General features: G+C 36.9%; 21 protein-coding genes. 16 read left to right on the top strand and 5 right to left on the bottom strand.

Features of this window, described 5'->3' with window-relative positions:
• The first annotated feature begins 40 nt into the window (after positions 1 to 40).
• Both JFU24_RS14135 and JFU24_RS14130 read left to right on the top strand, forming a co-directional pair.
• On the top strand, positions 41 to 1,147 hold the full coding sequence (locus JFU24_RS14135; RefSeq protein ID WP_201222318.1) for an ABC transporter permease: 1,107 nt from the start codon (positions 41 to 43) through the stop codon (positions 1,145 to 1,147).
• Complete coding sequence (locus tag JFU24_RS14130) at positions 1,144 to 1,821, top strand: ABC transporter ATP-binding protein (RefSeq protein WP_201183163.1); 678 nt, start codon at positions 1,144 to 1,146, stop codon at positions 1,819 to 1,821. Before JFU24_RS14135 ends, JFU24_RS14130 begins: the two co-directional genes overlap by 4 nt.
• Before the next feature lie 490 nt (positions 1,822 to 2,311).
• On the opposite strand, the gene bioC is transcribed toward JFU24_RS14130, so the two are convergent.
• From bioC to bioF, 3 genes are read right to left on the bottom strand one after another with little or no spacing between them, the layout of a single operon-like run.
• A complete protein-coding gene (gene bioC, locus JFU24_RS14125; RefSeq protein WP_201222316.1) occupies positions 2,312 to 3,142 on the bottom strand; it encodes a malonyl-ACP O-methyltransferase BioC in 831 nt (276 codons plus the stop codon).
• Positions 3,132 to 3,881 carry an alpha/beta fold hydrolase gene (locus JFU24_RS14120; RefSeq protein ID WP_201222314.1) on the bottom strand — a complete coding sequence of 250 codons (750 nt, stop codon included), beginning with the start codon at positions 3,879 to 3,881 and terminating at the stop codon, positions 3,132 to 3,134. The genes bioC and JFU24_RS14120 overlap by 11 nt, the downstream gene beginning before the upstream one ends.
• Positions 3,878 to 5,077: an 8-amino-7-oxononanoate synthase gene (gene bioF, locus JFU24_RS14115; RefSeq protein WP_201250128.1), complete on the bottom strand. Its 1,200-nt coding sequence runs from the start codon at positions 5,075 to 5,077 to the stop codon at positions 3,878 to 3,880. The genes JFU24_RS14120 and bioF overlap by 4 nt, the downstream gene beginning before the upstream one ends.
• 459 nt (positions 5,078 to 5,536) lie before the next feature.
• On the opposite strand from bioF, the gene JFU24_RS14110 reads away from it, so the two are divergent.
• The 10 genes from JFU24_RS14110 to JFU24_RS14065 all read left to right on the top strand — a co-directional run bounded on the left by JFU24_RS14110 (position 5,537) and on the right by JFU24_RS14065 (position 15,445).
• Positions 5,537 to 6,376: a YitT family protein gene (locus tag JFU24_RS14110; protein ID WP_053344275.1), complete on the top strand. Its 840-nt coding sequence runs from the start codon at positions 5,537 to 5,539 to the stop codon at positions 6,374 to 6,376.
• Positions 6,377 to 6,607: 231 nt separating this feature from the next.
• Positions 6,608 to 6,793 (top strand): hypothetical protein, encoded by a 186-nt coding sequence (locus JFU24_RS14105; protein ID WP_201183156.1) that lies wholly within the window; start codon positions 6,608 to 6,610, stop codon positions 6,791 to 6,793.
• A gap of 364 nt (positions 6,794 to 7,157) precedes the next feature.
• The gene (locus JFU24_RS14100) at positions 7,158 to 8,456 is read left to right on the top strand and encodes an ABC transporter substrate-binding protein (RefSeq protein WP_201250127.1); all 1,299 of its coding nucleotides are present in this window, start codon (positions 7,158 to 7,160) and stop codon (positions 8,454 to 8,456) included.
• 174 nt (positions 8,457 to 8,630) lie between these two features.
• A complete protein-coding gene (locus tag JFU24_RS14095; protein WP_053344278.1) occupies positions 8,631 to 9,491 on the top strand; it encodes a carbohydrate ABC transporter permease in 861 nt (286 codons plus the stop codon).
• Complete coding sequence (locus tag JFU24_RS14090) at positions 9,491 to 10,309, top strand: carbohydrate ABC transporter permease (RefSeq protein WP_053344279.1); 819 nt, start codon at positions 9,491 to 9,493, stop codon at positions 10,307 to 10,309. Before JFU24_RS14095 ends, JFU24_RS14090 begins: the two co-directional genes overlap by 1 nt.
• Before the next feature lie 57 nt (positions 10,310 to 10,366).
• The gene (locus JFU24_RS14085; protein ID WP_053344280.1) at positions 10,367 to 11,401 is read left to right on the top strand and encodes a LacI family DNA-binding transcriptional regulator; all 1,035 of its coding nucleotides are present in this window, start codon (positions 10,367 to 10,369) and stop codon (positions 11,399 to 11,401) included.
• 232 nt (positions 11,402 to 11,633) lie between these two features.
• Positions 11,634 to 12,356 (top strand): ThuA domain-containing protein, encoded by a 723-nt coding sequence (locus tag JFU24_RS14080; RefSeq protein WP_056522646.1) that lies wholly within the window; start codon positions 11,634 to 11,636, stop codon positions 12,354 to 12,356.
• An 18-nt stretch (positions 12,357 to 12,374) separates the two neighbouring features.
• On the top strand, positions 12,375 to 13,397 hold the full coding sequence (locus JFU24_RS14075) for a Gfo/Idh/MocA family protein (protein WP_201222308.1): 1,023 nt from the start codon (positions 12,375 to 12,377) through the stop codon (positions 13,395 to 13,397).
• Between the two features lie 17 nt (positions 13,398 to 13,414).
• The gene (locus JFU24_RS14070) at positions 13,415 to 14,455 is read left to right on the top strand and encodes a Gfo/Idh/MocA family protein (RefSeq protein WP_053344283.1); all 1,041 of its coding nucleotides are present in this window, start codon (positions 13,415 to 13,417) and stop codon (positions 14,453 to 14,455) included.
• Positions 14,456 to 14,476: 21 nt separating this feature from the next.
• Positions 14,477 to 15,445 carry a TIM barrel protein gene (locus tag JFU24_RS14065; RefSeq protein WP_201250126.1) on the top strand — a complete coding sequence of 323 codons (969 nt, stop codon included), beginning with the start codon at positions 14,477 to 14,479 and terminating at the stop codon, positions 15,443 to 15,445.
• Positions 15,446 to 15,647: 202 nt separating this feature from the next.
• Here the strand turns inward: JFU24_RS14065 and rluF are convergent, their stop codons facing one another.
• Entirely contained in the window at positions 15,648 to 16,355 is a 708-nt protein-coding gene (gene rluF, locus JFU24_RS14060; protein WP_056522637.1) for a 23S rRNA pseudouridine(2604) synthase RluF, read from the bottom strand.
• Between the two features lie 115 nt (positions 16,356 to 16,470).
• Positions 16,471 to 17,367, bottom strand: a complete 897-nt coding sequence (locus tag JFU24_RS14055) for a DMT family transporter (protein ID WP_201183146.1) — start codon at positions 17,365 to 17,367, stop codon at positions 16,471 to 16,473.
• 666 nt (positions 17,368 to 18,033) lie between these two features.
• On the opposite strand from JFU24_RS14055, the gene galU reads away from it, so the two are divergent.
• The 4 genes from galU (at position 18,034) to JFU24_RS30785 (ending at position 23,404) form a co-directional block, all read left to right on the top strand.
• On the top strand, positions 18,034 to 18,924 hold the full coding sequence (galU, locus tag JFU24_RS14050; protein WP_201250125.1) for a UTP--glucose-1-phosphate uridylyltransferase GalU: 891 nt from the start codon (positions 18,034 to 18,036) through the stop codon (positions 18,922 to 18,924).
• A gap of 514 nt (positions 18,925 to 19,438) precedes the next feature.
• On the top strand, positions 19,439 to 20,608 hold the full coding sequence (locus tag JFU24_RS14045) for a glycosyltransferase family 2 protein (RefSeq protein WP_201250124.1): 1,170 nt from the start codon (positions 19,439 to 19,441) through the stop codon (positions 20,606 to 20,608).
• Between the two features lie 661 nt (positions 20,609 to 21,269).
• The gene (locus JFU24_RS30790) at positions 21,270 to 22,688 is read left to right on the top strand and encodes a CDP-glycerol glycerophosphotransferase family protein (RefSeq protein ID WP_201250123.1); all 1,419 of its coding nucleotides are present in this window, start codon (positions 21,270 to 21,272) and stop codon (positions 22,686 to 22,688) included.
• A gap of 56 nt (positions 22,689 to 22,744) precedes the next feature.
• Positions 22,745 to 23,404, top strand: coding sequence for a CDP-glycerol glycerophosphotransferase family protein (locus tag JFU24_RS30785; RefSeq protein ID WP_313888874.1), 660 nt, complete (start codon positions 22,745 to 22,747; stop codon positions 23,402 to 23,404).
• Positions 23,405 to 23,439: the final 35 nt, after the last annotated feature.

Genomic DNA, 23,439 nt, shown 5'->3' with positions numbered 1-23,439 from the left:
AGGACTTGATCGGTAAATAAAAGGAATGGGAGATGAAATAATGTTTTTAGCAATACGTGAACTAAAGCATTCAAAGTTACGTTATCTGCTGATTGGACTGATTATGGTATTGGTCGCTTTGCTTGTCTTTATCATTTCAGGATTAGCTAATGGACTTTCTTCAGATAATGCTTCATCCATTCAAAATATGAAGGCCGACTATTTCGTTATGGAGCATGACTCTAAAAATAAACTGAACCGATCAATTATATCCATGGAAAAGCTAGATGAAATCCGGGCTTCATCTGATGTTAAAGCAGCCGAAGGTCTTGGGCAAATGATGATTACTTTAAACAAAGTTGGCTCATCGGAAAAAACGGATGTCACTATTTTTGCGACCAATGCTAGCGGTATATTGGCACCGAAGATCATAGAAGGAACGAACTATGACAATAAGAAGCAAGGTGAAATAGTTGCGGATCGTTCTTTAAAAGAGTTTGGCTATAGATTAGGTGATTCATTAAAAGATGACTTGTCAGGAAAAGTATTAACCATTGTTGGTTTTACTGAAAAACAGTCTTACAGCCATTCCCCGGTAGTTTACATGAATATTAAGGGATGGCAGGAGATGAATCCTGTATTGAAGAATCAAGACAATAATTCAATTAGCACTATAGCAGTTCAGATGGATTCAAAGGCAGAAGAAGCTGTACGCAAATCAATGTCTGGTGATGTAACACTCATATCGAAAGATGAATCACTTCAGAGTATTCCAGGGTTCAAAGAGGAACAGGGTACATTGACGATGATGATTGCCTTTTTGTTTGTTATAGCAGCTTTTGTTTTGGCAGTGTTCTTCTATGTCATTACTTTACAAAAAACGAATCAATTTGGTGTACTTAAGGCACTTGGAGCTAATACGAGCTACCTTGCAAAAAGTATCGTTGGTCAGGTTATGCTACTTGCCGTGGCATGCATAGCCATTAGTGTTGCACTGACATATGGCGCCACTTTAATTATGCCAGAAGGAATGCCATTTGAATTGAGTACCAATTTGGTTATTAAATATTCCGTGTTACTTTTGGTTGTATCCGTATTGGGTTCGCTGCTATCACTTTATCGAGTAGCGAAGATAGATGCGATCGAAGCAATAGGGAGGGTATCATGATGGGAGATAAACTATTATTTGAAAACGTCAGTAAGATTTATGGGGAAGGCGATAATAAGGTGACAGCCCTTGATAATATTTCCCTGAATGTGAGAGCGGGGGAATTCGTCGCCATCGTGGGTCCATCAGGCTCAGGAAAAAGTACTTTTCTTTCCATAGCCGGTGCGTTACTTTCCCCGAGTAAAGGACGTTTACTTTTGAATAATGAGGATATTACATCACTATCTTCAAAGGAATTGACTCGAGTGCGCCTTGAAAAGATCGGGTTTGTATTCCAATCATCGAATCTTGTGCCATATCTAACCGTACGAGATCAGCTTCTGCTCATTTCTGAACTGATTGGCAAACGGGATAAAAAAACTGTGAAAAAAGCGGACGAATTGCTTAGCCACCTTGGACTTAGACATCGGGCAGATCACTTGCCAGAAGCACTGTCGGGCGGAGAGCGGCAGCGTGTAGCCATCGCCCGTTCGTTGATGAATGATCCTGAAATCATTTTAGCGGATGAACCAACCGCAAGTCTTGATTCCAAAAGAGGCAGGGATGTTGTTGAAATGCTTGCTCATGAGGTGAAGTCAAGAAATAAAGCAGCCATTATGGTGACACATGATGAAAGAATGTTAGATTTATGTGATCGAGTAGTCAATATTACAGATGGCCGGGTTTTCGGGTGAAAAAGTTAAACGTAAACACATTTTCATCTTAAGATGATTTGAGTAATTTTCAATTGAAATAAAGGCTGAAATATTCCGATTGGACTGAACCTAAAATAATAAGACAATATTAATATTCTTTTAAAAGAGAACAAGGTTTGAACGGACCTAGTAAAATGAGACACAATAAAAAACTTTAATTAGGCCGCCGCTTCTCCAAAGGAATTTGGAGAAGCGGCGGCCTAATTTTTCTTGAATTGGAACCTTGTTTAGTTAAATTCAATAACAAGATGAGCTCTACTTATTTATGAAAAACTAATCCGAATGCATGCACAGTAAGCACCTGAATTCTAGAGGAAACAGTAGTCTATATAAATACTTTATAGAACGGACTTAAATTATGTAAGGAAAGACGGGAAAAGGTGATCTCCCAGTATATTTTATAAACGGCTATAAGATAGAAAAAGGATACTATGCTGGTATACCAGACCATTATCTTCGGATTAAGGTGTTAGGGTAGGGGTGCATGCTTTTTTATATTAAAGAACAAACAATGATAGGTTGCCTTCACACCTGATTCATCTTGGTATTTTGTTTCGTATATGTTGATTAACTCTCGAAAAAAAGAAGGGCGCTGGCAGTAGTTTTCTTTGTTGCTGTTAGCTGCACCAATCTTTTTAATTGAAGTGAAAAATTCACGTACTGTCTGAAAGTACTCTAGTTCAAGCTTTTCCATTTTTGTTATCTCGATTGGAAATGCTGATGAAAAGGGGAGTGCTTCTTCACAAACTTGGGATAATTCTTCTAGTGTGTAAAACATTTGGCCTGGTGAACTATCAATGGAAAGTTGAAGCTTTTCTTTCGCATGTTCATATGACATATGAAGCTCTTGAAAGGTATCGATTCCGAACGTTGAAAATATCAGGCTTCCTTCAGCCGTTAATCGTGCAATCAATTTTTCAAGAGTTGCAGGAAGATTATTCAGCCATTGAAATGTTGCATTAGAAATAATCAAGTCGTAATTTTCATTAAGCGCCATTTCTTCGATATCAGTACATAAAAATGTAACACGATCTTCCTTTGTCATTCCTTTCGCCACTTCAACCATTCCTGGTGCCAAATCAACAGCGGTAATAGAAGCATTAGGAAATGTATTAACGAGTAACCTCGTTAAGTAACCAGTGCCGCAGCCAATTTCAAGGATGTTAATTCTTTGTTTGCTGTTTTTTTGAGGGAGCAAATCCACTAATTGTTTCGCCATGTTTTTTTGAACATTGGCATACGCATCATATGTTTTCGCGTGTTCACTGAACCGCTTACTTAACAATCGTTTATCTATCATGAATGTACTCCTTTTGAATAAATGTTTTTATATGCTCCATACATTCCTGTGGTTTTGTGAAAAATGGAATATGACCAGCGCCTTCGATAATATGAACCTCGGCTTTCCCACCCAGATTTTCTTTAATGAAAGATGAGGCTTCGAGTGGGCAAATTTTGTCTTCTCTCCCATGAAGCAATATAAAGGGGACTTCAATCCGGTCGAGTCTTGATCTAGCATCTTTCTGAATTAGATAATCCAAACCAATCAGAAGCGAAAATACGTCATCCCCATGAAACTCGCTTTGAATTGTCGTGATGAATTGATGATAAAAACCTTCTTCTTTTTCAGCTTCGGAAAACATTGCTTCATAGAAAGAAGTCAAAGTCTTCTCTTTATTGCGCTGCAGTTGTTTCTTCATGCGCTCGACCATTCGTGGATCCCAGCCAAATGAATAATTATCTCCTGTGGTAAACCGACTTGTTGCGCCAAAAAGGATATAACCTTTTATTTTTTCTCGAAACGAACTTGAAAGTTCAAGTGATACTATTGTTCCTAATGACCAGCTCAGTAAATAAACAGGACCATCGATGGAAGCGATTGTGTCTATGACTCGTTCTTCAAAGTCATTTAGTGTTTTCATATCTCTCCATTCTATGAATGAGAGATGAAATACTTCTGACAGCGGTTTGATTAACGGTTGAAACGCATCTTTTTCCATTCCCCAGCCAGGAAGCATGACTAAATTCGGCTGTTTCATTCAATAACACCCATTTCTTTTCCAATGATCGAAACTTTTTCAACTGCCCAATCAAGATCTTTTATATCGTGGAGAGCTGTTACGGTAAAACGGATTCTCGCCTCATTTTCAGGAACGGTCGGCGGCCTGACAGCAATAGCTGCAATTCCTTCTTTCTGCAAACGTGTGGCAAATTCCATCGCTTTTTCGTTTTCCCCGATGACGATAGGAACAATTTGTGATCGACTTCCACAAATATTAAACCCGTAATATGTGAGTTCTTCTCTAAAGTGTTCTGAATGTGTTTGGAGCAGTGAGCGGCGTTCTGGTTCTTGTTGTACAAGTTCTATCGCTGTTTTCATAGCACCGAGTATGGCTGGGGGGAGCGCAGTTGAATATATGAATCCGCGCATGCTATTTTTAAAATAATCGATGAGCCATTTTTTCCCGACGACATAGGCCCCGAATGAACCGAGCGCTTTACTGAATGTTCCCATTTGGATATCTATTTTATTTTGAAGATGGAGATGACCGGCATAACCTTCACCGTTTTTACCGTAGATGCCGCTTCCGTGTGCTTCATCAGTCATTAACATAGCGTTATAACGTTCTTTTAACCAAACAAGGTCTTCAAGATAAGCAAAGTTACCGTCCATGCTGAAGACCGTATCCGTCACGATTAATTTACGTGCTTCCATCGATGATTTTTTCAATAATGCTTCTAAATGATCTAAATCATTATGACGATAGCGTAGATGCTTTGCACGGCTTAAAAGAGCTCCATCGACAATGCTTGCATGATTCAATTTATCGCTATAAATAATATCGTTACGGGACAGCAGGGTGGATATAATTCCAAGGTTCGCGTTATATCCACTGTTAATAATGAGTCCTGCTTCGGCTTTCTTCCAATTGACAAGAGCTTGTTCTACTTGCTCGTAAAGAGGATGATTGCCAATAATTAAACGTGAAGCCGTTGCTCCTGCACCATATGTATGTACTGCATCTACCATAGCCTTTTTCAGCCGCTCATCCCCTGCATATCCTAAATAGTTATTAGAAGCTAGATTCAGCATCCTGCACCCGTTGATCATAAGCCATGGCTGCTCGGCGAATTCCGTTGAAACGAGTTCACGTTTTTGCGATATCTCTTCTAAATAAGCCAGTTCTTTCTTAATTTTTTCTTCCCAACAAGGTAATTGTTTTTCACTGTGCATAGCCATTCTCCTTTTTATATGTTAACTAAAAACAATATAGGTTAACATATAAAATATTCTAATCATGACTCAATGAAACTGTCAAGCTTTGAAAAGGAACATGATAATAAATTGATTATCCATTAATCTAGGAGAAATCAAGGGGCGAAAAAAGACACTTATCATAAGCATGCTGTTGGTTATTTGAACCAATTCGAGGAGCGTGAAACTAACATAATAATAGGTTAATGAGAAGGAGACAGTGGCTTTGTTAAGCTAATGTATAAAAGAGCTTAGTGAAAATTAGTGCCTTTGTATGTATTAATCTTGTTCATTGAAGATAATCTAACTTCCAACGTAGTCTTTTTGTTAAACCTTCAAATCTTTGAAGGATTAAATGGAATTCCATGTTACTATAGAGCAGTGAAATTAACCTATTTCTTTTCACATTAACCATTACATAAAGGAAGGTAATTAAATATGAAAAAGATTTCTTTAGATGTTTTCTTTATATTAATAGGAGCTTTTATTTTCGCTTTGGCAATAAATCTTTTCGTTATTCCCAATGAACTTGGTGAGGGAGGAGTCACGGGGATAACCATCATTTTGTTTTATCTTTTTGAATGGTCACCAGGGCTGTTAAGTTTGATTATTAACGCTTTCCTGCTCATTGTCGGTTATAAATATTTGTCGAAAATAACAACGGTTTATACAATCATAGCCGTTGCATTTAATTCACTTTTCCTCCATTTAACCGAAAGTTGGAGTATATCTTCAGATGAATTGGTCGTCAATGCGATATTTGGCGGTGTTTTTGCCGGTGCAGGTATTGGCATAATCATTCGAGTTGGAGGCACGACTGCCGGTACAACGATCTTAGCCCGAATTACGAATAAGTATTTGGGATGGAGCTTAAGCTATGGACTTCTGTTTTTCGATTTAATCGTTGCGTTCTCATCTTATTTTATTATTGGTGCAGAAGGTCTAATGCTTACTATCCTTATGCTTTATATTGGAACAAAAACGATGGAATTCATCATTGAGGGATTGAACCCGAAAAAAGCGATTACCATCATTTCAAAAGAAGCGGACCAGATTGCAAAACAAGTAACCGTTTTGATGGATAGAGGGGTGACTGTTTTTAGTGGTCATGGATACTATACAAAAGAATCCAAAGAAATCCTATATATTGTTATTAGTAAGCAAGAGGTACTCAAATTAAAGAGAATTGTACAGTCTACTGATAGAAGTGCTTTTATAGCCATACATGATGTTCGTGATGTATTTGGGGAAGGATTCTTAGATATTTCGAAGTCTTAAAACCATATTGAGGAGCCAATGAGGTTCCTTTTAATGGGGAATCCTATATAGTATTTTTGAAACATTTGATATTTGGAACTAAAGAAATAATTGCAAAGAGCCTAAATAGGCTTTTTTTTATTTTTCCAAAAAGAGAAAAATCTGTAAAATAAGAATAATTTGTTATATTATGTAAGTAAGAATCCAAACACCCTGAGGAGTGCAGCCATTAAATATGGAGGTGTGTCCAATATGATCCTTTTAAAAGTGGATGACAGAAAGTTTGGGAAAAGCAATATCAAGTACAGCATAGTTGATAAGGAAACGAATGAACTGATTATTAGTGGTGTGTTTGAAGAATTTGGACAAGCAAGTGATAAATATTATGAACTAAAGGATGAGTATGGTTCATCCAATGTGAAGATGATATTGAAGTGAATAGAGGGGAGCCTTTGGGTTTCCCTATTTAAAACTTATTTAGAATAAATGTCCATTACGATAATTTTTATAATCAAATAAAGGAATAATCTTAGGTTTGTGAATCATATAATTAAGTAGACAAGGCTTATATCCTACTTGTTGTTTACAAAAAAATACAAATTAATTGTAAAGTATGGAATTTAGTGGTAATATAAAGCGCATAAATGAAAACGTTTACAGTATTCCTGTAAGGAGGTGATGTATAAAAGGTTGGATAGAATAATAATATAGTAGATTTAGAAGTGTATATTTTTTTATCATTTTATGCAAACGTTTTCTTGAATTTGCATAAGATCTTATGAAAAAGGGAGAGTTGGTAGGCATGAAACTTCAAAAATGGTACGGGGGAATCTTTTCTGTTTTATTAATTTTTAGTGTGATTTTGGCTGGATGCTCTTCTTCTACAGGTGGAGACAGTGACTCTAAAGACAAAGATAAAGTGACGCTGGATATCTTTCAATTCAAAGTAGAGTTTAAGCAGCAATTTGAGAATTTGGCAAAACAATATGAAAAAGAAAATCCAAATGTAAAAATCAAGATATCAACAGTGGGTGGTGGAAATGATTATAAATCAGCCATTACTGCAAAGTTTGCTTCAGGTGAGGAGCCAGCAGTTTTTAACATTGGCGGACCAATAGATGTTGAACAATATAAAGATAGATTATTAGATTTAAAGGATACAAAGGCTGCAGCTGCTGCGCTTGATGGTACATTGGATGGCGTGGAAGAGGACGGGCACGTTCTAGGGCTTCCATTTAACCAAGAAGGATACGGCTTGATTTATAACAAACGAATTTTTGAAGAAGCCGGAGTTAAACCTGAAGAAATTACTAGTTATTCAGCATTAGAGGCTGCGGTTAAAAAACTGGATTCACAGAAAGATAAATTGAAAATCGAGGCGGTTTTCGCTTATCCGGTTAAAGAGAAGTGGGTAACAGGAAACCACTTATCAAATGTCTTTTTAGCACCTGAATTTGATGGGAATGTATTAACTGCGAGCAAGTCACCAACCGTTAAATTTACGGATGGAGACAAGTTTAAGCAACTGGTCGATATTCAAAATAAATATTCCGTTCAGCCGACGGCAAGTCTAGATTATTCACAACAAGTGGAAGAGTTGTTCTCGCTTGAAAAGGTTGCAATCATTCAGCAAGGAAACTGGGTGTATAACACAGTGTACGATATGGATCCTGAGTTAGCCGAAAACGGTATTGGTATTATCCCGATTCCGAATGGGGATACAGCTGCGGGGATGCCAGTTGGGGTTCCAAACTATTGGGCAGTGAACAAAAAATCAGATGAAAAAGTTCAGGAAGAAGCGAAGAAATTCCTCGACTGGATGTATACATCTGATGAAGGAAAAAAAGCTGTTTTGGAGGATTTTAAATTCATTCCAGCTTATGAAGGGTATGACGTAGAAAAAATTGCCGATCCACTTTCAAAAGAAATTTATAAATATTCACAAGATGGAAAGACGACTGGCTGGGTTTTTAATGGATATCCAGTTGGTTGGAATGATGACCTAGGTGCAAGTGTCCAAAAATACGTAACCGGTAAACTAACATGGGATGAACTTGTGCAACAAAATATTGAAAATTGGGAGAAAATTCACAGTAAATAAGTATTCCGTAAATGGGAAACAACCAATCGCCGTCGAAAGCTGTGTCGATTGGTTGTTCCTTGTTACAAGAAAGTTGTTAGAGGGAAAGTTCGGTTACTAGATATTCTTCGATTTTCGATTCGAAATTAAAACTCATTTTCTACTAATATATCTTTCATAAGGAGGTCGGTTTCATTGAGAAATCGGGATGCCGCATATTGGCTGTTTTTGACACCTGTTCTGGCTGCACTCATTTTGGTGGTGATTGTGCCACTCATTTACGGATTTTATTATTCATTTACGAATTGGAACGGTCTTGGAACTCCGGACTTTATAGGGCTTAAAAATTATATAGACTTGTTTACGGATAGAGGGTTTCTGGATACATTTTGGTTCACCATTAAATTTTCAGTAGCAGCTATTGTGGTAATTAATATTATCGGCTTGAGTTTAGCGCTTATCGTGACGTCGAAAATTAAATCAAGCAACCTACTTAGGACAGTTTTCTTTATGCCAAATTTGATCGGTGGCTTGATTCTCGGTTTTATTTGGCAGTTTATTTTTATTAAAGTATTCGGCGCAATTGGTGATTTGACAGGGATTGAAGCTTTTAATGGCTGGTTGTCAACGACAGAAACCGGTTTTTGGGGATTAATCATTTTAACGTCTTGGCAAATGGCTGGTTATATCATGATCATTTATATTGCTTATTTACAAGCGGTTCCTGAAGAACTGATCGAAGCGGCTAAAATTGATGGGGCCAACAGCTTTCAACGTTTTCGCCATATTACTTTTCCGCTTGTAGCACCGGCTTTTACTGTTAGTTTGTTCTTAACGCTTTCCCACTCCTTTAAAATTTATGATCAAAACCTTTCTTTGACTAACGGAGCGCCTTATAACTCAACTGAAATGGTTGCGATGAACATTGTTAAATCCGCTTTTACCGAAAATGATATGGCATATGCACAGGCAAAGGCCGTTATCTTCTTCGTAATTGTGGCAGCAGTTTCTCTAACACAAGTGTATATCAATAAGAAAAGGGAGGTTGAGCTGTAATGAGAAAAAAATGGAAGCTATGGCTGGTTGGATTCATCGGTTTCATCTTGGCATTATTGTGGCTCGCTCCGTTTTATTTAATGATTGTCAATGCTTTTAAAATGAAACGTGATATTTTTGCCGACACGCTGGGGTTGCCTAAAACTTGGACATTCGAAAACTTTACTCAAGCTTTCGAACAATTGGATTTCCTTCGGACTTTATTTAATTCTTTATTGATATCGGGCGTCAGCGTAGTAATAATTATTATCTTTTCAGCAATGGCGGCTTATGCGCTTTCACGAAACAAAAGTAAAGTCAGTTCTTTGCTCTTCTTCGTGTTTGTGGCAGCCATGTTGATTCCATTTCAATCTGTGATGATACCGCTTGTTGCCCAATTCGGACAGCTTGGGATGTTGAACAAGGCTGGGTTGATTTTCATGTATTTAGGCTTTGGCAGCAGTCTCTCGATATTCTTGTATCACGGTACTTTAAAAGGGATTCCTACCTCGCTTGACGAAGCTGCGAAAATAGATGGAGCGAACAGGTTTCAAGTATTTTGGTATATCATTTTTCCTTTATTAAAACCTATGTCGATTACAGTTGGAATCTTAAATGTTATTTGGATTTGGAACGACTACCTGTTGCCATCCCTTGTTATTGGAGGCGCTGGCTCGGAGACAATCCCGCTTAAATTATTCTTCTTTTTCGGACAGTATACGAAACAATGGCATCTAGCCTTGGCTGGGCTTACTTTATCCATTATTCCAGTCATTATCGCGTATTTTTTTGCTCAGAGGCAAATTATCAAAGGAATTGCGGATGGTGCCGTTAAATAAGTATTTAAATATAGGGAATATTAAGCCATGTGCGGTGAACGGGAAGTGGTGTTGAATATGTCTGTTACGATAAAGGACGTTGCCAAAAAAGCGAATGTCGCTCCATCAACGGTATCGCGTGTTATCCATAACAGTCCAGCAATCAGTGAAAAGACAAAGCGTAAGGTACGTAAGGTATTAAAGGAAATGGGCTATCATATGAATGAAAATGCCCGGAATTTGGTCACGAAATCCACCAAGGCCATTGGAATCGTCATGAAAAATTCAGCCAGAGAATCGCTTTACAATCCTTTTTTTCCAGAGGTTATCCGTGGAATCGGGGATTTTTGCAATAAAGAGGGATACAGTCTTTCTCTAACGACCGGTGAAACCGAGGATGCAATTTTTGAAGACGTCGTGAAAATGGTTCAGGGTAGACGGGTGGACGGTATGATTGTTTTGTATTCGAAAAAGGATGATAAAGTGGTGCCCTATTTATTAAAGCAGGGCTTTCCATTTGTTTTGATTGGGAAACCAAGTACGAACATGAGCGGAATCACCTTCATTGATAACGATAATGTTCAAGCAGCCAGGGAATTATCGGAGTTTGTAATCAATCTTGGTCATCAGAGAATCGCTTTTTTAGGGGGGAGCCCTGAGTTTGAAGTGATTCAAGCCCGTTTAAGAGGGTTTCAACAAGCTATGGAACAGGCCGAATTAAATGTGCCAAAGGAATATATCAAGCTGATCCCTTTAAATCGAGCAGATGGAATAAAGGCAATCAAGGAATTACTAAATCTACCGGAAGCTCCAACCGCTTTTATGGTAATGGATCTTTTATTGGGAGTACTTTTACTAGGGGTGTTGGCGGAAAAGAATTTAAAAGTACCTGAGCAAGTTAGCGTCGTCTGTTTTAATCATTCAGAGTTTATTGAATTTTTAAGTACGCCACTTACAACAGTCGATATTCATACGTATCAATTAGGCTTTGAAGCAGCAAAATGTGTGTTTGATTTAATTGCAAATCCCGAAATGATGGAAAAAAGTATCAGGATTCCAACTAAAATCATAAAGCGAGAGTCGCATTTTGTTGTTAAAAAGGAAAATAAATGAAAAGTGTAGAAATGTTTTTCCAATTAAAGCTTGATTTTTGCTAACATAAATTTACAATAAAGATTATCACTAACAATTTTTTGAAATTCATACTTTTCGAAATGCCAAGTATGTTCTTATAATCGACTGAGTTTTTATTATTTCAAACGCAAACGTTTGCGTTCGAAATTAAGAGGTAGTAGTTAAACATATAGAGCAAGTTGCCGACAAATTAATGTGGAGGAGATTGTTCATGAGAGTTCTAGTATGGAATGAGTATCGCCATGAAAAAGAAAAACCTGATGTTGCTGAAATTTATCCGGATGGAATCCATGGTGCGATTGCTGGCTTTTTACAAAGCGAACAGGTCGAGGTGAAGACGGCTACACTCGAGGAAGAAGAGCATGGTTTAACTGAAGAGATACTGATGAAAACCGATGTACTTCTCTGGTGGGGACATGTCGCACATGAAGAAGTTCATGATGAAATTGTCACACGGGTTCATAAGCGGGTACTCGAGGGAATGGGTCTTATCGTCCTCCATTCTGGACATTTCTCAAAAATCTTTAAACAATTAATGGGCACGACTTGCGATTTGAAATGGCGGGTAGCGGATGAAAAGGAGCGGCTTTGGGTTGTTGATTCAAGTCACCCAATCGTTGAGGGAATCGGAGAATATATAGAACTTGAAAAGGAAGAGATGTACGGGGAACATTTTGATATCCCTACGCCGGACCAACTATTATTTATCAGCTGGTTTGAAGGTGGGGAGGTATTCAGAAGCGGTTGTACGTATCAGCGTGGTAAAGGTAAGATTTTTTATTTCCGGCCAGGTCATGAAACATATCCGACATACCATAATCCGCAAATACAACGGGTGATTAAGAATGCAGTTGAGTGGGTCAAGCCGGAAGTTAACAATAAATCGGTATATGGAAAAGCCGAACCGTTGGAAACTATCTCAATAAAGAGATGAAGTGAAGGAGAGAGTAGAATGGGCAGAGTGAAAGTAGGCGTCATTGGATGCGGCAGTATTGCAAAAAACAGGCATTTTCCAGAATACGAAGCGATCCAGGAAACAGAGATAATTGCCGTTTGTGATATTGTGCAAGACCGGGCGAATACAGCAGCACAAAGGTATAAGGCACAAGCATATACTGATTATATAGAACTTTTGAAGAATGAGGAGATTGAGGCTATCAGTGTATGTACCCCTAATTACTTGCACGCCCGAATCACAATTGCTGCCTTGGAAGCAGGTAAGCATGTTCTTTGTGAAAAACCAATGGCAACTTCTTTAAATGACGCAGAAAAAATGAATGAAGCAGCTTCAAAAAGCGGCAAAATATTAATGATTGGTCATAATCAGCGTTTTGTCCCCTCTCATCAAAAAGCGAAACAGCTTATTGATAGTGGTGAGATAGGGAGGGTCTACAGCTTCCGAACGGCTTTTGGACATTCCGGACCAGAGAATTGGGCCGTGGACGGACGGAACAGTTGGTTTTTTAAAAAAGATCAGGCAGTTATCGGTGCTATGGGCGATTTAGGCGTTCATAAAGCTGATTTATTGCGTTATATCCTGGGAGAGGAATTTGTTGAAGTAGGAGCATTTGTAGAAACGACTGCCAAGAAAAATACAGATGTTGATGACAGTGCTGCCTGTATTCTGCGAACGGAGAGCGGAATTATTGGTACTCTCACAGCCAGCTGGTCGTATGCGAAAGAAGACAATGCGACGGTCATTTATGCGGAAAAAGCCGTATTACGTCTTGAAGACGATCCTAAATACTCACTGATTATTCATCATGATAATGGTAAGACGGAAACCATTGAATTAGGTAGCATCCAGACAAATGACTCTGAAGGACAGCATGATTCTGAAGTAATCAGCCACTTTGTAAAATGTGTGGTAAACAATGAGGTGCCTCTCGTCTCAGGAGTTGAAGGATTAAAATCATTAAAAGTCATTCTTGGCGCGATGGAATCGAATGCATCCAGAAAAATCATCCGCTTATAAAGGGGTTAATAGTCATCATGTACAAATTAAAAATGGGAATAATCGGTGCTGGTGGAATTGCTCAACAAAGGCATATCCCAGCTTTTCAAAAATTTCAAGACAAGGTAGTTTTATACGCAATTCAGGATATAGATGAACTGAAGGCGAGAGATGTGGCACGTGAATATCATATCGAAAAGGTCTTTACCAATTATGAAGAAATGTTCGCGGAAGTGGATGCAGTTACGATTGCCACGCCAAACAAGTTTCATGCGGAAATTTCTATCGCCGCGCTGCAAGCGGGTGTACATGTGTTGTGCGAAAAGCCTATGGCGATTACAACCGAGGAATGTAAAGCAATAACCGAGGCTGCAAACTTATCGGGGAAGGTACTATCTATCGCTTACCATTACCGCTTTATGAAGGAAGCTCAGGCTGCGAAGAAAATGATCCAGGCCGGTGAAATTGGTGAGCCGTATGTAGCGCGTGTACAGGCAATCCGACGTCGGAAAGTTCCTGGGTGGGGAGTTTTTACGAGTAAGGAATTGCAGGGTGGAGGAAGCGTTATTGATTACGGCTGCCATTTACTTGATTTGGCCTTATGGCTGATGGATGACCCGGAGCCGATTGAAATTGTAGGTTCGACATATAATTATGTCAGTAAGGGTGTCGATCAGGTCAATCTATGGGGCAATTTCGATGCCTCTGTATTTGAAGTAGATGATCATGCTACCGCGTATATCAAATTTGCCAACGGTGCATCTTTATTATTCGAAACATCATGGGCCGCGAATATCCGTGAAGAAGCAACAGTCTTGAGTTTATCCGGAACGCAGGGCGGACTGGATGTGTTCCCCTTAATTTTGAATCAGGCAAAGCACGGCATGCTATTAAATAGTGAGGCGGTATGGATGCCTGGAGAGGATACACCCGATCTCCAACAGGCAGAGAATTTTATTGATAGCTGCCTCGGAATTGCCGAACCATTGGTAAAACCATCGGAAGCCATGAAAGTTTCGAAGATAATTGAAGCCATTTATCAAAGCTCAGCAAGTGGAAAGGTTATGAGTATCAATTAATGAAAAGGTGGGGTGGGGCTAGTGAAGTTAGGGATTTTTACAGTGCTATTCGCACAAAAATCATTCGAGGATATGCTTGATTATGTGGCAGCCTCCGGTTTAAAATCAGTTGAAATCGGTACAGGCGGGTATCCAGGTAATGTCCACTGTCCGTTAGATGAACTGTTGGAAAGTGAAGAAAAGCGCAAAAAATACTTGGAATCTGTTCAAACAAGAGGCCTAACTATCAGTGCATTCAGCTGCCATGGCAATCCCATCTCTCCAGATAAATCATTTGCCAAAGAAAGTGATGAAACGCTCATAAAAACAATCAAGCTTGCGTCCTTATTGAATGTCCCAATCGTCAATACATTTTCCGGTACGGCGGGTGACCACGAAGGAGCTAAATATCCAAACTGGCCTGTTACGCCATGGCCGAATGAGTATACAGATGTTTTGAAATGGCAATGGGAAGAAAAGTTGATTCCTTATTGGAAAAAAACTGCAGCAATTGCTGATGAACACAATATTAAAATCGGACTCGAACTGCACGGAGGCTTTCTCGTTCACACACCTTACACTTTGCTAAAACTACGGGAAGCTACATCGGACGCAATCGGCGCTAACCTTGACCCAAGCCATCTCTGGTGGCAGGGGATCGAACCGGTGGGAGCCATCAAAATCCTTGGGAAAGCGGGAGCAATCTACCACTTCCATGCAAAAGACACATACTTGGATCAGGATAACATCAATATGTATGGCCTTACCGATATGCAGCCATATGGAAACATCCAAACCCGTGCCTGGAACTTTCGCTCGGTGGGCTGCGGCCACAGTCTTCAAGAGTGGTCCGACATCATGAGTGCACTTCGCACATATGGCTATGACTATGTCGTTAGCATTGAACATGAAGACCCGCTAATGTCAGTTGAAGAAGGTTTTCAACGTGCAGTAACCAATTTGAAAACTGTCCTCATCAACGAAAGCCCAACTGATTTATGGTGGGTGTAATTTATAGCCGATAACGAGCAGCCTATCGCAGGTTGCTTTTTATTTTGGAATTTACGAGTAAATAATCGAAACTCACGAGTAAAATAGTCAATTTCACGAGTAAAAGTGCAAAATTCGCGAGTAAAGTTAAGTCTATGTTGAAAAGTCTAGGACAGATTGAATTAAAAAAGAATGCCCCCGAACTCAGGGGCATCCTTTTGAGTCATCTCTGCCTAGGCGTATAATCCAACTCGGTAAACAGTTCCCTCAATTCATCCTTCGTTAGGTCGCGCCATTGTCCGAGGGCTAACCCATCCAAATGGATGTTCATGATCCGAATTCGATGTAAATCGCGGACCTCATAGCCTAGCGCTGAGCACATACGGCGGATTTGTCTGTTCAATCCTTGCATTAATGTAATGTTAAACGTATATTTGTTCAACTGTTTGATCTTGCAAGGAAGTGTCTTCGTACCTAAAATCTCCACGCCGGATGCCATATCTTGTATGAAAGAAGAGGTAAGCGGCTTATCCACAGTTACGATGTATTCCTTTTCATGCTTATTCTCTGCACGCAGAATTTCATTCACGATATCACCATCATTTGTAAGCAGGATGAGGCCGCTTGAGTCTTTGTCAAGACGTCCAATATGAAAAACCCTTAGTGGATGATTAACAAAATCAACAATATTTCCTTTAATGTGTTTTTCTGTCGTACTCGTAATGCCTATTGGCTTATTCAGCGCAATATAGACATTTTGCTGTTCTACCTTTATGGGGTTACCATCAACCCGAACATCATCGCCTGGTTCAGCCTGACTGCCAAGCTCAGCAACAGATCCGTTAATCGTTACGCGGCCTTCGGCTATCCATTTATCCGCGCCTCGTCTCGAAGTAATCCCGGACTCACTAATATATTTATTGATCCTCAACTAAAGCACACCTTTACATTCAGATTTTCTTCTTTAAAGGATAACGTAAATCATGATAGATAGACAAGAGGGAAAGGCAAGAAAGCGTTCATGGATGCAAATTACCGAATGACTTTTACATGGACTTCGTGACAGCTTGAAGGTCCTTTTTCTTTTTACTCGTCAAGTAGACGCCAGTGAAGACAAGTAGCCCCCCAAGGATTTGGACGATAGTAATCGTTTGTCCTAAAATCAGGCTTAGAATGGCGGTAAAGACGGCAATCAGATTAAGATAAATTCCAGCCTGGCTGGCATTGATATGACGAAGCGAAATATTCCAGAAAATAAAGGAACCTACGGATGGGAAGATTCCAATATATAAAAGACCTGTGATTGCTGGGCCACTTAAATCAAAGTTCAGTCCAGAGCCAATGGCAAATGGAGCAACGAGAATCAAACCGAGAAATACAGAAACGGCTGTGGCTGAAATAATCGGAATGCTTTTCAGCTTTTTCCCGATTATTGAATAGAAGGTCCAAACGAGAATAGCCAGAATCATCAATAGGTCGCCTTTATTATAAGTGAGATGGAAAATTTCCAGGAGATGTCCTTTTGTTAAGACTAATAATACGCCGAATAATGAAATGATAAGGCCTAGTACATGATGGATTGAAATTTTCTCCTTTAACAGCAATGCAGAAAAAAGAACGATTAATGCAGGATTAATTGAATTGACAAGAGCAGCATTCATGGATGTTGTATAGGTCAGAGCCCAATAAAGGAAAAAATTATAACTGATGATGCCGAGTAAACCCATTGCTAAAAGTACTTTCCAGGCTTTCCATACACTCTTCCAATTTGGTTTTTCAATCCAATGGGCTAGTGGGAATAATAAGAAAACGGCAATTAGCCAGCGGGTAAATGTTAGTTGGATCGGGGAAAGTTCAGTCACAACGTATTTGCCAAATATATAATTGCCGGCCCAAAACAGATTGGCCAAGATGAGAAATAAGAGAATATAGGATTTTTTCATAAGGTAGCCTCTTTTCTAATTGAAGGAATATTCACTAAATATATCAAAGTAGAAAAATGTAAGCAATCTACAAAAGGAAGCAATTTAATAGATCCTATGGATCAGCCATTTTAGCAGGATAATTGAGGACGGATCTAAAGGGCTCATTATATAGAAGAAAAGAACACTTTCACAAGCGAACATAATGCCATTTCTATGAGAAAAAGTATTCTGTCAGCGTCGAACGAGCCCCCGTATGATTTTTCTGTTACTTGAACAAATTGTCCCCATCGATTTTCGATTTAAAGACAGTGTAGTTCAAAGTGAGTTACAGGGTGATGCTCTCTATAAAGTTCTTCTTTTACAAATCAAACTCAATGTTGAGAGTTAGAGAATATTAACATGGTTTATAATGATGTTTGTAAATAAATATAAATTATTATATAATTTCACAGTAACATTAATAAATTCTTAACATTGTAATGAAATATTAATAAATTTTTCGTATTTGGCCGGATTTACTTTAAATAATATTTACAATCAGTGAGTCTATGGTACTATAAAGATATATATTTTATATATCTTTAAGCACCTTGTATATATAAAGTCATGTTTATTGAAGGTGAATAAAAAGGACATAAGGTTATCATCTATGTCCTTTTTATTTTTACGGAGAGGAAAAAGAGTATGAAAAAAGTTAGAAAAGCAATCATTCCAGCAGCAGGATTGGGGACAAGGTTCTTGCCAGCTACAAAGGCAACACCAAAGGAAATGCTTCCTATTGTTGATAAACCAACTATTCAATATATTATCGAAGAAGCTGTGGCATCAGGTATAGAAGACATCATTATTGTAACAGGAAAGAATAAGCGTGCTATCGAAGATCATTTTGATCAGGCATATGAACTAGAGCAAAACTTGAAAAATAAAGGGAAAAGTGATTTGCTCGAAATGGTTCAACACGCTTCTAACTTAGCTAACATTCATTACATTCGACAAAAAGAACCAAGAGGACTTGGTCATGCAGTCTGGTGTGCGCGCAATTTTATCGGTGACGAACCTTTTGCTATCCTTTTAGGTGATGATATTGTACAAAGTGATACACCATGTACATTGCAATTAATCAATCAATTTGATGAAATGCAAAGCTCCATAATAGGAGTACAGGAAGTAAATGAACTTGAAACAGATAGATATGGAATAATCGACCCTGCCGCTCGAGTGGGCAGAAGATACCAAGTAAATAATTTTGTTGAGAAACCAAAACAAGGAACAGCCCCTTCTAATTTAGCTATAATGGGTCGTTATATTTTAACACCTGAGATTTTTGCAGTCTTAGAAAAACAAGAAGTTGGAGCAGGGGGAGAAATTCAGTTAACAGATGCTATACAAAGCTTAAATGAATTTCAACAGGTACATGCATACGATTTTGAAGGAATACGTCATGACGTTGGAGAGAAATTCGGATTTGTGAAAACGACCATTGAATTTGCGATACAGCATCCTGAATTACGAGAAGATATCTTAGAGTTAATGGAAGATATTTTGAAAAAAGAAAAAGTACTAGTGAGTTTATAATTCTTGTATAGGCCTTTTTTTTTGAAATATAGTATTTACTGATGGAACATAACCACTGGAAAAAACAAACAGATTCTGCTAGCTTAGTATGCATTTTATTTTGAGGCAGAACATGTACATTGCAGGGGCGTCAAATATCCTTTCTTCTAGAAGCTAATCCTTGGGATGATACACTGCTATATAAAAGTAACGTTGAGTTTCCATAGTAAGTGAAAAAGTGAGCACTCGATTATCTTAATGATTTGTTAATTTTGTTACATTATGAAAAAAAGATAATGTCAGCTACAATAAAGCAAAAAACATGTTTCGAATTACATGGTATTATCTGTTATTTGAGACTTTTTTGTACCGAGATCTAGTTTTAATGTAATTATATATAAAAAAGGTTTTGTACCCCTAAAACTTATTAATAATACGTTTATGTAAATAAAATTAATCTAATTTTAGATCATAATGCATTAAAAAGATAATTTTACAGTGGTTACACGAACAATAATAAAAGGGGAGAATATGTATGGAACAACCATATATCTCGGTAATATTGCCGATTTATAATGTAGAGGATTATATCAATGAAGCTTTTGACTCTTTACTCTCACAAACCATAGGATTTGAGCACTTAGAAATTATAATGGTTAATGACTGTTCTACAGATGGAACAATCAATATCCTTCGTAATTATGTCCAAAAATATCCTAATGTTAAGCTATTTGATTTAAAGGTGAATTCGGGTGCCCCCGGAAAACCTCGTAATATTGGTATTCGTGAAGCCACAGGTAAATATACAATTTTTTTAGATCCGGATGACTTTATCCCAGCTGATGCTTATGAAAAATTGTACAAAGTAGCAGAAGAATGTGATTCAGATTTTGTAATGGGAACAATGGAAAGTTTTAAAGATAGTGACCCTAAACGGAAAACATGGTTCCACATAACTTTTCGAGATTATTTATTGAAAAAAAGCTATTATAACGTATCAATTAAAGAAGTACCTTTCTTTCTTCAGGTAAAGACAGCAGTTTACCTAAAACTTGTAAAATCAAGTTTTCTCAAAAAAAACTCCTTAGGTTTTGTTGAAGGCATGAAAAATGGGGAAGATAAATATTATGATATACAACTATTTACATTAGCAGAAAAATTCAGCTATATTCCTGAGACTATTTATATGTACAGGACACGAGACGACGAAACTAACCTATCAATGACACAGCAAGATATTGAATCAACTATTTTAAATGATTGTAAGGCTGCAGAAATTGTTAGGACTGTATTATCAGAAAAACAATACGAAGTATTCCAAATTAATGCTTTACGTTCTATTTTTTGGAAACTGATTGATCCAGCTTTTAATTCGCTTTCTTATTCAAAAAGAAAATATTTATTAGAAAGAATTAGTCCTGTTGTTTCTACATATAACACAGAACTTATTCAAAAATATTTTAAATTGGAGTTACCTATTGTTAGTTTACTTAGTAAAGGCTATTTAGACTTGGCTATGGAGTATACACAAATGCATATATCACGAAAATTTTGGTATATGGAAGGCAATGCTTTGCTTAAGATTTATAAAAGGCAATCCGGATTTTTAACAAGTAAATCATGGAAGATAACTAGACCCTTAAGAGTCTTGAATAACAAAAGACATAAAATAAAAAGAAAGTTAAATGCGATTAAAACACCATAAATTATGATTAAAATGTAGATTGCATTAACAAGAGGCAATCAAATAATTCATAAAATTAAAAAGGTGAAAAATTTCTGTCGGTTTATTAGAGAATAATACTTTTTTTTATACGGAGATTGATAACGTAAGAGGCTCTGTTACCTAAGATCACTTCCTATCGGTCCTTTTCTCTAATCTATAAGAAATGAAACAAAGCGATATCAGTGGAAATGGCTTTTTGCTTTCCTTATTTATTTGCTTATAGGAAATTTTGATAGGTTTTGAGAAAATGCCAAGGATAATGGATTTTTTTTAAATACTGTTACTGAGCGAGAGAAACATCTCAATTATTTCTACGTTCCAAAAGATTCCCCGGATGTTTAAAAAGAAAAGATATCTAGGTTGTTAATTTATCTATGTTAGACGAACTAATAGAGTATTATTACGGCGAGTTTTATATTATAAAAAGCAAGTTTTTTACAATATGGAGTAATTGGATTGAAGCGAGTAGATATTAAATAATAACCCATTTCCCACGATTTGATGGGTTAGAAGTAAATGATTGGCAAACTAATATATATAACTCGTTTATGGTATCGACAGCAAATAAGAATACTCAGGAATCGTTTAAAAGTTAATTGATCATTTATCCATAGCTGGAAATACAGAAGGAGAGTCATTTATGAGCTTGTGTCTAATATATTTACCAGAAAGTTTTCCGTTAGTGAGGGGGGAGGATGAAATTCCCCAAATTGTTAGACAGGCAAATGGGAAAGAAGATATTCAAATCATTATCTTTGATCATAATATGCTAGAAAAAACTTCAATAGTGAAAAACATGAATGTGCGCATTGTCTCTAAAGAAAACATTAAAATCGATGATATAGACTCAGACTATATTATGTTTTTAGATAAAGAAACTACTTTTAGTAGTGATTTTTTTGAAAAGGTTTTATCTGAAATAAATTCAGAAGAAAAGTATGATTTTTTCCAGTTAACAGGAGAAAACAGAAGTAACAATATACAAAAACATACGGATGTTATTCAAGCGGATTTTGATGATATTGCTTCATTAAAAATTATTAGAAGAGATCTGTTAAATACATTTGATTTTTTCAGTTTGAAAAATGTTAACCAATTAATGTTGATGGAACTTTACTTTGACTTATTTGAACGACGCCTGTCTTTTAAATCGATAAAAAATGTTAAATTCAGCAAATCACATAATCAGTCAATAGAGACAATCATTAATGATGGTCAGATATTGAGTCATCTTGTATTTTCTAAAGACGCTATTGAGAAAAAGAAATTTAGGGTTTTATTTAAGAAAGCATTGTTTTGCAAATTACTTAACTTGATTGATAGTCGAAATTTTGTTGATTTACTACCTTATAATAACCAAGAATTTATATTAGAAGTACTAAGAGAGTTGTTATTGGAAGTGGGTGACGAATCTTTAAAAGCATGGAATTTAAATGGATATCTTCCTTTTACACAAATGGTTCGTGAAGGGTTGTACACAGAGGCACTTTATTATATTCGCCTTTTACGGGGGAAACGTTATTGGTTTAATACTACAAAAGAAGTAGAAAGTAAAATTAAACAATACTCCATTGAAGAATCTTTATCATGGAAATTGACAGCTCCTCTTCGAAAAAGCACTTTATGGAGGCAAAAGATCAAAAATTATTTTGTGAAATGGGGACTTAAAACACTAAGTTTTCCAGTAAAACTAAGGTTTATTGGACAGGAAGTTTGGTTAATTAGTGAGCGAGCTGACCAAGCAGAAGATAATGGTTACGCCTTTTTTAAATATTGCCGAGAAAATTATCCAAATAAAAAAATATACTACATTATTAATGAAGATTCACCACATGTAGGAAAAATTAAGGAATTGGGTAATATAGTGTATCACTCGAGTTTAAAGCATTGGTTATATATGCTAGTGGCGAATAAATATATAAGTGCTTGGGTTTTTGAAGAAACAACCTATCCAGGGGATAAAACCAAATATCAAAATATATTTGGTGAATTAATAGAAAAAAACCACAAATTACTCTTCAACATGGTGTTATTATTCATAACATTGCCCCTTACTTAAACAAGGAATTATATAATCAGAAATTATTTATAGCTAGTTCCAACAGTGAAAAAGAAGTGATTAAAACAACCTTAGGGTATAAAGAGGAAGATATAGTCGTAACAGGATTAAGTCGATTTGATAACCTACACGACCTGAAAGTGAAAAAACAGATATTAATCATGCCTACTTGGAGACGATCTTTGTTTAGGTTGAATCAAAGTGAATTTCTCCGTTCAGAGTACTTTAATCGTTATTATCACCTTATACGAAATGAACACTTTCTTAAATTAATAGAAAAAGAAAATGTTGAAGTGAAGTTCTATGTGCATAATCAAATGCAGCAGTTTATGAATAACTTTGTTTTCAATCACCCTAATATTCAATTTCTTACTAAGCAGGATGCCATTGTATCAGAATTACTTAAAGAGAGCTCTTTATTAATAACAGATTATTCATCTGTTATGGCAGATTTTTTGTATATGGAAAAACCGATATTACTTTATCAATTTGATCCGTATGATAATCATCATGGGCCAGTTAAAGAGATCAGTTATGCAGATTTTGGTGAGGTATTAACTGAAGAAGAATCTCTAGTAGAAAAAATAAGTGAAATTGTTAACCGTGATTTTAATATTAATGAATATTATTTAAAGAAATCAGATAGCTTTTTTGCTTATAAAGATAATAAAAACAGTGAACGTATTTATCAGGCAATTGAAAAGTTAAATAATTAGAAAGATTTAGAAATTGAAGACTCTAGCTGTTACTG

It is taken from the genome of Peribacillus sp. TH27, assembly GCF_016650915.1.
Lineage (GTDB): Bacteria > Bacillota > Bacilli > Bacillales > DSM-1321 > Peribacillus > Peribacillus butanolivorans.
Note: the sequence above shows the minus strand (reverse complement) of the source record. Positions and strands in the feature narration are given on the sequence as shown.